Annotated in this window: 12 protein-coding genes; 5 read left to right on the top strand and 7 right to left on the bottom strand. The window is 73.4% G+C overall.

The window, feature by feature from the left end; all coding sequences use genetic code 11:
- Positions 1-154: 154 nt before the first annotated feature.
- The gene (locus tag H505_RS0129690; RefSeq protein ID WP_026404879.1) at positions 155-763 is read left to right on the top strand and encodes a TenA family protein; all 609 of its coding nucleotides are present in this window, start codon (positions 155-157) and stop codon (positions 761-763) included.
- Positions 764-789: 26 nt separating this feature from the next.
- Here H505_RS0129690 and H505_RS0129685 read toward each other — a convergent pair whose 3' ends face one another.
- The gene (locus tag H505_RS0129685) at positions 790-1,380 is read right to left on the bottom strand and encodes a TetR/AcrR family transcriptional regulator (protein WP_026404878.1); all 591 of its coding nucleotides are present in this window, start codon (positions 1,378-1,380) and stop codon (positions 790-792) included.
- A 76-nt stretch (positions 1,381-1,456) separates the two neighbouring features.
- Between H505_RS0129685 and H505_RS0129680 the strand changes: the two genes are divergently transcribed.
- A complete protein-coding gene (locus tag H505_RS0129680; RefSeq protein WP_026404877.1) occupies positions 1,457-1,882 on the top strand; it encodes a VOC family protein in 426 nt (141 codons plus the stop codon).
- Here H505_RS0129680 and H505_RS0129675 read toward each other — a convergent pair.
- Both H505_RS0129675 and H505_RS0129670 read right to left on the bottom strand, forming a co-directional pair.
- Positions 1,855-2,934 (bottom strand): alkene reductase, encoded by a 1,080-nt coding sequence (locus tag H505_RS0129675; protein WP_026404876.1) that lies wholly within the window; start codon positions 2,932-2,934, stop codon positions 1,855-1,857. The two genes, H505_RS0129680 and H505_RS0129675, sit on opposite strands and share 28 nt — an antisense overlap.
- Before the next feature lie 30 nt (positions 2,935-2,964).
- Entirely contained in the window at positions 2,965-3,348 is a 384-nt protein-coding gene (locus H505_RS0129670) for a RidA family protein (RefSeq protein ID WP_233617420.1), read from the bottom strand.
- A 104-nt stretch (positions 3,349-3,452) separates the two neighbouring features.
- Here H505_RS0129670 and H505_RS0129665 point away from each other — a divergent pair, with 104 nt between their 5' ends.
- A complete protein-coding gene (locus tag H505_RS0129665) occupies positions 3,453-3,866 on the top strand; it encodes a MarR family winged helix-turn-helix transcriptional regulator (RefSeq protein ID WP_026404874.1) in 414 nt (137 codons plus the stop codon).
- Between the two features lie 55 nt (positions 3,867-3,921).
- Here H505_RS0129665 and H505_RS0129660 read toward each other — a convergent pair whose 3' ends face one another.
- The 3 genes from H505_RS0129660 to H505_RS0129650 are packed head-to-tail and all read right to left on the bottom strand — an operon-like array spanning position 3,922 to position 7,462.
- Complete coding sequence (locus H505_RS0129660; protein WP_026404873.1) at positions 3,922-6,231, bottom strand: heavy metal translocating P-type ATPase; 2,310 nt, start codon at positions 6,229-6,231, stop codon at positions 3,922-3,924.
- Positions 6,232-6,260: 29 nt separating this feature from the next.
- The gene (locus tag H505_RS45130) at positions 6,261-7,217 is read right to left on the bottom strand and encodes a hypothetical protein (protein WP_051301310.1); all 957 of its coding nucleotides are present in this window, start codon (positions 7,215-7,217) and stop codon (positions 6,261-6,263) included.
- A gap of 38 nt (positions 7,218-7,255) precedes the next feature.
- Positions 7,256-7,462 (bottom strand): heavy-metal-associated domain-containing protein, encoded by a 207-nt coding sequence (locus H505_RS0129650; protein WP_026404872.1) that lies wholly within the window; start codon positions 7,460-7,462, stop codon positions 7,256-7,258.
- Between the two features lie 345 nt (positions 7,463-7,807).
- On the opposite strand from H505_RS0129650, the gene H505_RS0129645 reads away from it, so the two are divergent.
- Together H505_RS0129645 and H505_RS48185 are read left to right on the top strand one after the other, a co-directional pair.
- Complete coding sequence (locus tag H505_RS0129645) at positions 7,808-8,671, top strand: Fpg/Nei family DNA glycosylase (protein ID WP_026404871.1); 864 nt, start codon at positions 7,808-7,810, stop codon at positions 8,669-8,671.
- A gap of 167 nt (positions 8,672-8,838) precedes the next feature.
- The gene (locus H505_RS48185; RefSeq protein ID WP_157433180.1) at positions 8,839-10,479 is read left to right on the top strand and encodes a serine/threonine protein kinase; all 1,641 of its coding nucleotides are present in this window, start codon (positions 8,839-8,841) and stop codon (positions 10,477-10,479) included.
- A gap of 75 nt (positions 10,480-10,554) precedes the next feature.
- On the opposite strand, the gene H505_RS0129635 is transcribed toward H505_RS48185, so the two are convergent.
- On the bottom strand, positions 10,555-11,892 hold the full coding sequence (locus H505_RS0129635; RefSeq protein WP_026404870.1) for an MFS transporter: 1,338 nt from the start codon (positions 11,890-11,892) through the stop codon (positions 10,555-10,557).
- Positions 11,893-12,150: the final 258 nt, after the last annotated feature.

Here is a 12,150-nt window from a genome sequence, read left to right as displayed (position 1 = left end):
GGGCACCGCGGGCGATCGCTGCATCGCTCCGGCTCGCCCGGAGGGCTCGCCTCGCGATCAGGTTCTCGCAAGCTCGAACCCGGCTTCGCTCGCGATCGCGGCGGTCCCGTTCCGCTCCGGCGGGGGACGGGCCCATACATGGGACAATCCGGGCATGAGTCTTGCGGCGCACTTGGAGGAGCTCGGCCGGCCGCTGGTCGAGGAGCAGCTTCGGCACCCGACCGTCGCGGGGATCGCCCGCGGCGACCTCGACGAGGCGGTGTTCCGCTCCTGGCTGGAGCAGGACTACCTCTACCTGCTCGACTACACGCGCGTCTTCGCCCGGCTCGCCTGGCAGGCCCCGGACGCGCACCTGGGCGACCTCGTCGACCTCGCACACTCCACCCTGCACGAGGAGCTGGCGCTGCACCGGTCGCTGTCCAGCGAGTTCGGCGCCGACCTCGACGGGGCGGAGAAGGGCCCCGCCTGCGCCGCCTACACCGCGTTCCTGCTGGAGAGCGCCGCCTCCTACACCGATGGCCTCGCCGCCCTGTACCCGTGCATGTGGGGGTACTCGACGCTCGGCCTGCGCCTCGCGGAGGACCCGCCCGCCGAGCCCCGCTACCGCCGCTGGGTCGACACTTACGCCGACCCCGGCTTCGCCGCCCTGACCCGCCGCTGCGCCCAGATGATCGACGAGTCCGGCACCGACCGCGAGCGCGCCGAGCGGTTCTTCCTCGAAGGCATGCGCCACGAGCTGGCGTTCTGGGACGTCCCCGCCTGACCGGCCGGACGCGCGCCCCGAGTTGATCAGCGGGCGCGGAACGCTTCGAGCATCCGCGCGAGCGCGTCCCACGCGTCGTCCAGGTCGCGGTCGCGGCGCGCCGAGCCGGCGAGCCACAGGGCGGCCTCGTTCATCGCGCCCGACAGCAGGCGCGCGAGCGGCTCGACGGGCCGCGGCGCGATCGTCCCGAGCTCCATCAGGCCGGTCAGCGCGTCCGTGAGGTGCCGCGCGGACGCGGCCTCGTCCATCGCGCGCCACTCCGTCCAGCCGAGCACCGCCGGGCCGTCCACGAGCATGACGCGCTGGACGTCCGGGGCGGTGCTCGCGGCCAGGAACGCGCGGCACCCGGCGAGCAGCCGGTCCCACGGGTCCGCTTCGGCGTCGGCCGACGCCGCGACGCGCGCCGCGACCTCGTCCTGCACCTCCCGCAGCACCTCCCGGAACAGGGCGCCCTTGCTCTCGAAGTGGTGGTAGAGCGCGCCCTTGGTCACGTCGGCGGCGGCGACGATCTCCGCGAGCCCGACCGCCCCGTAGCCCCGTTCGGTGAAGAGGCGCCTGCCCTCGCGCAGCAGCGCCCGCCGGGTCTGCTCGCGCCGCCTGCTCCGGACGCCGTCCATCGCGCTCCCTCGTTGACATACCGACGGTACGTGAATAGCGTACTTGACATACCGACGGTATGTGAAAGGGAACGCCATGCGCCTGACCAGCTTCTATCCGGTGATCTGCACCTCCCGCATCGCCGAGTCGCGCGACTTCTACACCCGGCTGTTCGGCTTCGAGGCGACCTTCGAGGCCGACTGGTACGTCAGCCTCCGCCGGCCCGGCCCGCTCCCGTACGAGCTGGCGCTCCTCGACCACGCGCACCCGACGCTGCCCGAGGCGTACCGCGCGCCCGTCCGGGGCCTGCTGCTCAACTTCGAGGTCGAGGACGTCGACGCCGAGTGGGACCGGCTCGTCGTCCGGGGCGGGCTGTCGCCCGAGCTGCCGCTGCGCGACGAGGACTTCGGGCAGCGCCACTTCATCGTGGCCGACCCGGACGGCGTCCTGATCGACGTCATCACGCCGATCGCCCCGACGGGCGCGTTCGCCGATCAGTACGTCGGCGCCAGCGCCGGGTAGTCGGTGTAGCCCTCCGCGCCGCCCCCGTAGATCAGCCGGGGGTCGTACTGCGCGAGCGGGGCGTCCGCGGCGAAGCGCCGCGGCAGGTCGGGGTTCGCGATGAACAGGCGGCCGAACGAGAAGACGTCCGCGAGGCCGGCCGCGAGCGCCTCCTCCCCGGCCCGCCGCGCGGTCGGCTCCGGCCCGTTGTAGTTGCCGATCAGCGTGCCCGACCAGCGCGGCCGCAGGTCGGCGAGCGCCCCGTACGCCCCGCGCTCGATGACGTGCAGGTACGCGAGGCCGCGCGGCTCCAGGGCGTCCACGAGCGCCCGGTACGTCGCTTGCGGGTCCTCCTCGGCGATCTCGTTCTCCGGGTTGCCGGGCGAGATCCGCAGGCCCGTGCGCTCCGGGCCGACCGCGTCCGCGACGGCCTCGACGACGTCGAGCGCGAACCGCAGCCGTCCGGACGCCGAGCCGCCGAACCGGTCGGTCCGCCGGTTCGTGTTCTCGGCGAGGAACTGCTGGATCAGGTACCCGTTCGCGCCGTGCACCTCGACGCCGTCGAACCCGGCCCGGATCGCCGCCCGCGCCTCGTTGGCGAAGTCCGCGATCGTCGCCTCCGCCTCGGCGGTCGTCAGCGGGCGCGGCACCACGTGCTCGACCATGCCCTCGCGGGTGAAGACCGGCGCCGACTCGATCCGGACGGCCGACGGCGCGACGGGCGGCGCGCCGTCCGGGAGCGTCAGCGGGTGCGTCATCCGCCCGACGTGCCAGAGCTGCGCGAAGATCCGGCCGCCCGCCGCGTGCACGGCGCCGGTCACCGCGCGCCACCCCTCGACCTGGGCGTCCGTCGCCAGGCCGGGGATGCCGGGCCCGCCCTTGCCGAACGGGTTCGGCCAGATGCCCTCGGACACGATGAGCCCGGCACCGGCCCGCTGCGCGTAGTACTCGGCGGCCAGCGGGTTCGGGACGCCGGTCGCGTCGTCCGCCCGGCCGCGCGTCATCGGCGCCATCGCGATCCGGTTGGGGAGGTCGAGGTGCGGGCCCGCGTAGGGGCGCAGGAGGTCGCTCATGGTCTCTGTCCTCTTCCGTGGTGGGGGCGTTCAGCGGGCGACGGCCGTGGCTTCGACCTCGATGCGCCAGTCCGGCTGCGCGAGCGAGGAGACCTCCAGGAGCGTGTCGGCGGGGTAGGGCTCGCTGAGGAACTCCGCGCGGAGCTTGATGACGTCGTCCAGGTCGGCGGCCATGTCCCGCACGAAGATCCCGATCTTGACGACGTCGGTGAGGTCGGCCCCGGCCTCGTTCAGCACCCGCCGCACGTTCCGGAACGCCTGCCGCCCCTGCTCGAGGAAGCCGCCGGGGACCGTCCGGCCCCGCTCGTCGATGCCGGCCTGGCCGGAGACGTGGATGAAGCCGTTCGCCCGGATCGCCTGGGAGATCTTGTACGGCTCGTACCAGTCCGGCGCGGTGGCGATGCGCTCGATCACGTCGCCCTCCTTAGATGTATGTACTTGCATGTTCTGTATGTGCATGCATATTGGTTGCGGCGGTACGCTGTTGTCAAGACGGGAAAGACCGGGGTGGCGAAACAATGCGGACGGACGACCAGTGCTGGGACGACGTCGTGACCCTCTACGGACGCATCGAGCACCGGCTCGCCAAGGCACTGCAGCGGCACGGCATCGGGCTCTCCGAGTACTGGGCCCTCTGCCGCCTCGCCCTCGCCGAGGACGGTGAGCTGCGCATGCAGGAACTCGCCGACCTCATCGGCCTCAACCAGAGCTCGGTCAGCCGCCTCGTCACCCGCCTCGAGAAGGCCGGGCTGACCCGCCGCGACCACTGCCCGGACGACCGCCGCGGCGTCTACACGGTGATCACCGACGAGGGCCGGGCGCTGCACGACAAGGCGACCCCCGCCTACCGGGCCGAACTCAGCGCCGCGCTCGACGAGGCCGGCGCCGACCCGGCGCTCGCCCCGCTCGTCCACCGGCTGCGCGCCCGCTGAACGCGCGAACGCGCGGCCCCCGCGAGGGGACCGCGCGCTCCCGCGTGCCGTGCGCTCAGCTCGCCGCCGGGACCTTCGGCCGCTCCGGCGCCGCGGACGCCGGCACCGCCCCGGCGTCGTCGGCGAGCGCCCGGAACCGGCGCAGCCGCAGGCTGTTGCTCACCACGAACACCGAGGAGAACGCCATCGCCCCGCCCGCGATCATCGGGCTGAGCAGGCCCGCCGCCGCCAGCGGCAGCGCCGCCACGTTGTAGGCGAACGCCCAGAACAGGTTCCCCTTGATCGTCCGCAGCGTGCGCCGCGACAGCCGGATCGCGTCCGCCGCCGCCCGCAGGTCGCCGCGCACCAGCGTCAGGTCCGACGCCTCGATCGCCACGTCCGTCCCGGTGCCCATCGCCAGGCCCAGATCGGCCTGCGCGAGCGCCGCCGCGTCGTTCACGCCGTCCCCGACCATCGCGACCGTCCGGCCCTCGCCCTGCAGCCGCTTCACGACGTCGACCTTGTCCTTCGGCAGGACGTCCGCGATGACCTCGTCGATCCCGACGGCGTCCGCCACCGTGCGCGCCACGGCCGCGTTGTCGCCCGTCAGCAGCACCGGCCGCAGCCCCAGGTCGCGGAACCGCCGCACCGCCTCCGCCGACGTCGGCTTCACCTCGTCCGCGACCGTCAGGACCGCGCGCGCCGCGCCGTCCCAGCCGACCGCGACCGCCGTGTGCCCGAGCGCCCGCGCGTCCGCCATCGCCCGCTCCAGCTCCGGCGTCAGGTGCTGCGACCACTCCTCCAGCAGCCGCGGCCGCCCGACGAGCACGCCGCGCCCGTCCACCACGCCCTGGACGCCCAGGCCCTCGACGTTCGCGAAGTCCTCGACCGTCCCGAGCGCGCCGGCCCGCTCCCGCGCGCCCCGCGCGATCGCCTGCGCGATCGGGTGCTCCGACGCGTCCTCCAGCGCCCCCGCCAGCCGGAGCGCCTCGTCCGCCGCGACGCCCTCCGCCGTGACGACGTCCACCAGCGCCATCTTCCCGGTCGTGACCGTGCCCGTCTTGTCGAGGACGACCGTGTCGATCGTCCGCGTCGACTCCAGCACCTCCGGACCCTTGATCAGGATCCCGAGCTGCGCGCCGCGCCCCGTCCCGACCATCAGCGCCGTCGGCGTCGCGAGCCCCAGCGCGCACGGGCAGGCGATGATCAGCACCGCGACCCCCGCGGTGAACGCGGCCGCCGCGCCGACGCCCGTCCCGATCCAGAAGCCCAGCGTCGCGACCGCCAGCGCGATCACGATCGGGACGAAGATGCCCGAGATCCGGTCGGCGAGCCGCTGCACCTGCGCCTTGCCGGTCTGCGCGTCCTCCACGAGCCGCGCCATCTGCGCGAGCCGCGTGTCCGCGCCGACCCGCGACGCCCGCACCAGCAGCCGTCCGCCCGCGTTCACCGTCGCGCCCGTCACCGCGTCGCCCGGCGCCACCTCCACCGGCACCGACTCCCCGGTCAGCAGCGACGCGTCCACCGCGGACGAGCCCTCCTCGACCGTCCCGTCCGTCGCGATCTTCTCGCCCGGACGGACGACGAACAGGTCGCCGACCGCCAGGTCCTCGACCGGGATCCGCTCCTCCCGGCCGTCCCGGACGACCGACACCTCCTTCGCGCCGAGCTCCAGCAGCGCCCGCAGCGCCGCGCCCGCCCGCCGCTTGGACCGCGCCTCGAAGTACCGGCCCGCGAGGATGAACGCGATGACGCCCGCGGCCGCCTCGAGGTAGATGTTCATCGAGCCGACCGAGCGGGTCATCGAGAACTCGAACCCGTGCTTGACGCCCGGCTCCCCGGCCGTCCCGAAGAACAGCGCCCACAGCGACCAGCCGAACGCGGCGAGCGTCCCCATCGAGACGAGCGTGTCCATGGTCGCCGCGCCGTGCCGCAGGTTCGTCCACGCGGCCTTGTGGAACGGCCACCCCGCGTACACGACCACCGGCGCGGCCAGCGTCAGCGACAGCCACTGCCAGTACTCGAACTGCAGCGCCGGGACCATCGCCATCGCGATCACCGGCACGGCCAGCACCACCGAGGTGACCAGCCGCTGCCGCAGCGGTGCCAACTCGTCGGCGGGCTCCGCCGCCTCCGGGGCCGCCCCCGCGGCCTTCGGCGGCGGCGGCAGCTCCGCCGTGTACCCGGTCTTCACCACCGTCGCGATCAGGTCGTCCGGGGTGACGTCCCCGGTGAACTCGACCTTCGCCTTCTCGGTGGCGTAGTTGACGGTCGCGGTCACCCCGTCCATCCGGTTGAGCTTCTTCTCGATGCGGGCGGCGCACGAGGCGCACGTCATCCCGCCGATCGCCAGCTCGACGCGTCCGGAATCTGCGCCGGTCGTCATCGCCCCTCCCTCGCTCGTGTCTCGTGTCGCTAGTGGGTGTGGCCGTGGCCGTCGTCGGGCTCGCCGCCCTCGCGGGGCCCGGCCGGCTCGTCGGCGGGGAGCGCCGCGTTGCCCGCGTGCACGGTGAACTCGGCCGTCCGGACCTTGTCGCCGTGCTTGAAGTCCAGGTAGAGCCGGTACGCGCCCGCGCTCGGCGCCTCCGCGAAGAACGTGATCTCCGGCCCCGGCCGCGTCGTCCCGTCGCCGGGCTCGCCGTCCGGGTGGACGTGCAGGTAGGCGAGGTCGCCCGACCGCAGCGCGACCAGGTGCCCGTACGCCTCCAGGTACGGCTGGAGGTCGTCGACCGGCCGTCCGTCCTTGCTGACGGTCAGCGTCAGCTCGCTGCTCTTCCCGGGGACGAGCCCGCCGGTGAGCCGCACCTCGTAGCCGTCCGCCTTCGCCGTCTGCGCGGGCTCCGGCAGCGGGACGGGCCGCAGGTCGCCGGGGGCGGTGATGTCGGTGCCCAGCGTGTACTGGCGCGCCGCCCCGGTGGGCTTGAAGTCGGTGAAGAACCGGTAGACGCCCGCGTCCGGCAGGGTCAGCGGCACCGTCCAGACGCCGTTCGCCAGCGTCGGGTGCAGGTGCTGGAACCCCGACAGGTCGCGGCGCGCGACGATCAGGTGCAGCCGCTCGCCGTGCAGCGGCTCGAACCCGGTGACGGGCCGGCCGTCCGGTCCGTTGATCGTGAAGGAGAAGTCCGTCTTCTCCCCGGCCTCGACGGTCGTCCGCCGGGGCGCCAGGGTGTAGCCGTCCTCGGACACCTGGAGCCCGCCCGGCGCCGCCGCGCCGGCCGCGTGCCCGCCGTGGCCGCCCTGCTCTCCGTGTCCGTGGCTCTCCGTCTCCGGGGCCGCGCCCACGGGACCGGTCACGTTGCCGGCCCCGAGGGCGCCGCCGAAGACGGCGGCCAGGCCCAGGGCGTACGCCCCCAGCTTGGTCGCGGTGTTCATACCGTTCAACTCCGCTCGCTGATCGCGGCCGCGGCCGCTTACGCCTTCAGTTCGTAGCCGGCCTCGTCCACGGCGGCCCGGATGAGCTCGACGTCGACGGGGGCCTCGCTCGTCACGGTCACCGTGCCGGCCTTCAGGTCGACGTCCACGTTCGTGACGCCCGCGACCTGGCCGACCTCCTCGGTGACCGCGCTGACGCAGTGCCCGCAGGTCATCCCGGCGACGGTGTAGGTGCTCGTGCTCATCTCGGGTTCCTCCCTCACTTGTACCCCCTGGGGGTATCTCGCTGTCGTCATGCTGCCATAACCGGACACCCCTGGCAACCCGTACCCCCTAGGGGTTATTTCGAGATCCCCGTCACACCCTCCGCCGTGCAAGACGACACTCTGCGCGCGCGCCGAAAAGAGGGCTCCCTGTACGAAAGTTATCCACAGCCTGTGCGTCGAAGTGACTAGTCATTCCCCCGCGATATGTCGGCGTTTGTGGACGTATCGTCGCCGAAGGGGCCCCACCCGCCCGGTTGTGCACAGAGTTATCCACAGCTTTCCACAGGGGTGTGGACAGTCGTCCCCATCACCGATACTGGTCCCATGCCCGAGTTGCCAGAGGTCGAGGCGCTGACGTCCTTCCTGCGCGAGCGCGCGGTCGGCCGCGTCGTCGCCCGCGTCGATGTTCTCGCCATCTCCGCGCTCAAGACCTACGACCCGCCGATCACCGCCCTCGGCGGCCTCACGATCACCGCCGCGGCCCGGCACGGCAAGTTCATCGACCTCGACGTCGACGGCGTCCACCTCGTGATCCACCTGGCCCGCGCCGGCTGGCTCCGCTGGCACGACGAGCTGCCCGCCAAACCGGCGCGGCCCTCCGCCAAGAACCCGCTCGCCCTCCGCCTGCACCTCGACGACGGCTCCGGCTTCGACCTCACCGAGGCCGGCACGAAGAAGGGCCTCGCCGTCTACGTCGTCCGCGACCCGTCCGACGTCCCGGGCATCGCCGCCCTCGGCCCCGACCCCCTCGACGACGCGTTCACCGTCGACGCCCTCCGCGAGATCGTCGGCGGCAAGCGCACGCAGATCAAGGGCCTCCTGCGCGACCAGAAGGTCGTCGCGGGCATCGGCAACGCCTACTCCGACGAGGTCCTGCACGCCGCCCGCACGTCCCCCTTCAAGATCGCCGCCACCCTCGACGACACCGAGGTCGCCGCCCTGCACGACGCGATCGTCACGACCCTGCGCGACGCCGTCGAGCGCTCCCGCGGCCTCGAAGCCCGCAACCTCAAGGGCGAGAAGAAGACCGGCCTCCGCGTCCACGGCCGCACCGGCGAGAAATGCCCCGTTTGCGGCGACACCGTCCGCGAGGTCTCCTTCGCCGACTCGTCCCTCCAGTACTGCCCCACCTGCCAGACGGGCGGCAAACCCCTGGCCGACCGCCGCCTCTCCCGCCTCCTCAAGTAACCGGTTCTTCGCCTGACCGGTCTGTCGCCCGACCCCTTGGAGAATCGTCCGGACGAACCTTCCCCGGACGGGCGGCGTCGTACGTGGTGATCACCCTGCGCCGGGGGGCGGCGCAGGGCGCCGTTGCTCCGATCCGTCTGACCGTGGGGAAGGAATGGACAGTGATCATGCCGTTACCGCAGGAGCAACCGGGCGCCGACCTCGGGGTGGACTCCCTCGAAGCGCATGATCCCGCGTCCGTCGGCGGGCACCGGCTGCTCGGCCGGCTCGGGGAGGGCGGCATGGGCGTGGTCTACCTCGGGCTGGACTCCGCCACCGGCCGCAAGGTCGCCGTCAAGGTGATCCGTCCCGACCGGTCCGAATCCGCCGAATTCCGTGCCCGGTTCGACTCCGAAGTGTCCCATGCCCGGCGGGTCGCGCCCTTCTGCACCGCGCAGGTGCTCGACCACGGCGAGGACGGCGAACTCTCCTACCTGGTCACCGAGTACATCCGCGGCCCCTCCCTCAGCGAGCACGTCACCGCGCACGGCGGCCTGCCGCTCGGGCCGCTGCGCAGCCTCGCGGCGGGGGTGGCGGCCGCCTTGACCGCGATCCACGCCGTCCGGCTGGTGCACCGTGATCTCAAGCCGAGCAACGTGCTGCTGGCCGCCGACGGGCCGCGCGTGATCGACTTCGGCATCTCGCGCGCCCTGGACACCGACGACCACCACACCCGGACGGGCGCCGTCATCGGCAGCGGCGGCTACATGGCTCCCGAGCAGGCGCTCGGGAAACGGGTCGGCACCGCGGCCGACGTGTTCGCCTGGGGGACGCTCGTCGCCTACGCGGCGACCGGGCGCAACCCGTTCGGTACGGGCTCCGCCGCGGTCCTCGCCGCCCGAGCGCAGCAGGCCGCGTACGACCTGTCGGGGCTGCCGCCCGACTTCGAGCCGGTCATCCGGTCCGCCCTCGACCCGGAGCCGAGCCGCCGCCCGACGGCCGAGGCCCTGCTGGCCCGGTTCGTGGGCGAGCACGCCCAGCGCGAGACGGTCACCGACATCATCCACGACACCTGGCGCCTCGGGACGACCGTGCACGACGCCGTCCCCGCGGACTCGTCCGTCGGGCCGACCGGCCGTGCCGGGGAAGGCCCGAGGACGCCGCGCCGGCCGTGGCCCTGGATGCTGGTGGCGGTCGGGGCGACCGTGGTGGCCGCGACCAGCACGACCGCCCACCTCCTCGGCGGTGGCGACGGGTCCGGCACCGAAGCCGGCCGGCCGACCGGGAACACGGGGCAACCGGCGCCCGCCACGCCCGGCGGCAAGGCCGATACGCCCCTGCCGCAGGATCCGACGTTCTCGTCCGTCACCGGCGTGATGCTGAAGAATCCCAAGGCCGGAAGGTGCGTCGACATTCCGGGGCTCCATGGGGGCAGGCTCGGCAGCGCGGTCCGCGTATGGAACTGCAACACCTCGTCACCGGACAACCAGAGGTGGGACCTCATGGTGGGGCCGGGCAAGGGGCCGCGCGGCGCTTCCCTGTTCGTGGTCCGCAACTCCAAGTCCCGCAACTGCTTCGACGTACCAGGTCGCGAGGGCGGCGTGCCGGGCGCGGCCCTCACCGAGGGCGTGTGCCACCCGGGTCCCGGCGACAACCAGATGTGGTACCTCGAGAAGAAGGGCAACGGCCGTTTCTCCGTCCGGCACGCGACCGGTGACCGGCTGTGCCTGGGCGTCGCCGGGAAGGGGCGCCACCGCGACGGGGATCGGCTGAGGCTCTTCGAGTGCGGCTCCCAGCACGCCCAACTGTGGTCCTTCGGCTGGACCTGACCGACGGCGCCGTCCGCACCCGCTCGTCATCGACCGAGCGCGCCGCCACGCCGGGGGGCGTGGCGGCGCGGTCTCCTACTCGGCCTGCGGCTCCCCGGCGACCGGGGCTCGGCCGGCGATCACGGCGCCGACGGCCAGCCCGGCGACGGCGAGGACCGCGGCGACCAGGAACGGGTCGCCGGCGTGCACGGCCGGGGCGAACCCGACCCCGACGTAGACGGCCACGCCGGCGGCCCCGCCGAGCTGGTCGGCCGCCCGCTGGACACCCGAGGCGATCCCGGCGTCCTCGTCGGTCGTTCCGCTGACCGCGATGTACTGGAGCCCCACGAGCCCGAAGCCCATCCCGGCGGCGATCAGCAGCATCGCGGGCAGCAGCCACGCCGCCCCCGCGTCCGAAACCGCCACGAGCGCGATCACCGCCATCGCGCCCGCCGCGGCCCCGAGGCCCGTCAGCACGCACGCGCGCGCTCCCCAGCGGCCCAGCAGCCGCGGCACGAGGACGGAGGCCGCGATGAGCGCGACGGCCAGCGGCAGCATGGTGAGCCCGGCCCCCAGCGGACCGATCCCGAGACGGTCCTGCAGGTAGAACGTGAACAGCAGGAACGAGGTCGACAGCGCCCCGCTGAGCAGCATCGTCGTCAGGTTCGCCCGCACGCGGGCGCGGTCGGCGAAGAAGGCGAGCGGCACCAGCGGGTTCGGGGACCGCGACTCGACCCGCACGAACCCGGCCGCGGCCAGCACCGCACCGGCCAGCGCCGCCAGGCTCACCCACAGGTTCGTCCCGGACTCGCCCGCCTCGACCGCCGCGAAGGTGAACAGCAGCGGGCACGCGGTCAGCAGCAGAGCGCCCGGCAGGTCCAGCCGGGTCCGTCCGCGCGGAGCGGGACGGTCGGCCCGGACGAGCACGAGCGCGGCCACGAGCACGACCAGGATGAACGGCACCGAGATCAGGAAGATCCAGCGCCAGCCCAGGTGGGCGGTGATGATCCCGGAGAGGGCGAACCCGAGCACCAGCCCGCAGCTGGCGACCGCGGCCCACACGCTCAGGGCCCGCGACCGGCGCGGCCCCTCGGGGAACATCAGCACGATGGTCGCCATCGCCGCCGGGAGCGCGACGGCCTCGCCCGCCCCCTGGACGAGGCGCGCGGCCACCAGCACCGGGAACGTGGGCGCCAGCCCCGCCAGCAGCGAGGCCGCCCCGAACAGCGTCGTGCCGGCCACCAGGGTGCGGCGGCGGCCCAGCAGGTCGCCGAGGCGGCCGCCGAGCATCAGCAACCCGCCGCCGGTGATGGTGTAGCCGACCACCACCCAGGTCAGCGAGTGCCCGTCGACGCCGAGGTCCGCGCCGATCGACGGCAGCGCGATGTTGACCACGGTCACGTCGACCGCGATGAAGAACTGCAGCATGGACATCGTGCCCAGCACGAGCCACGCGCGCGTGGGAGACGGGCTTTGCCCGCGGGAAGAAGTGACGCCTGAAAGCATCGGGTGCTCCGTCGCTCTGGAGAGTTTCCGAGCAGCACGAAAGGCCGCTCCGGACTGATCACGAAGCGACTGGACGTTCCAGGAAGGGGGTGCTGTGAGCCGAACGTCCCGCCGCTAGCGGGACGTCCTGGTCACTGCCGCACAAGCGGCCGCGCACGAAGCGGCTGACATGCCCGCCAGCCTACC

The organism is Actinomadura rifamycini DSM 43936 (assembly GCF_000425065.1).
Classification (GTDB): domain Bacteria; phylum Actinomycetota; class Actinomycetes; order Streptosporangiales; family Streptosporangiaceae; genus Spirillospora; species Spirillospora rifamycini.
The sequence above is the reverse complement of the archived record's forward strand: the minus strand, read 5'-3'. Positions and strand labels throughout refer to the sequence as shown.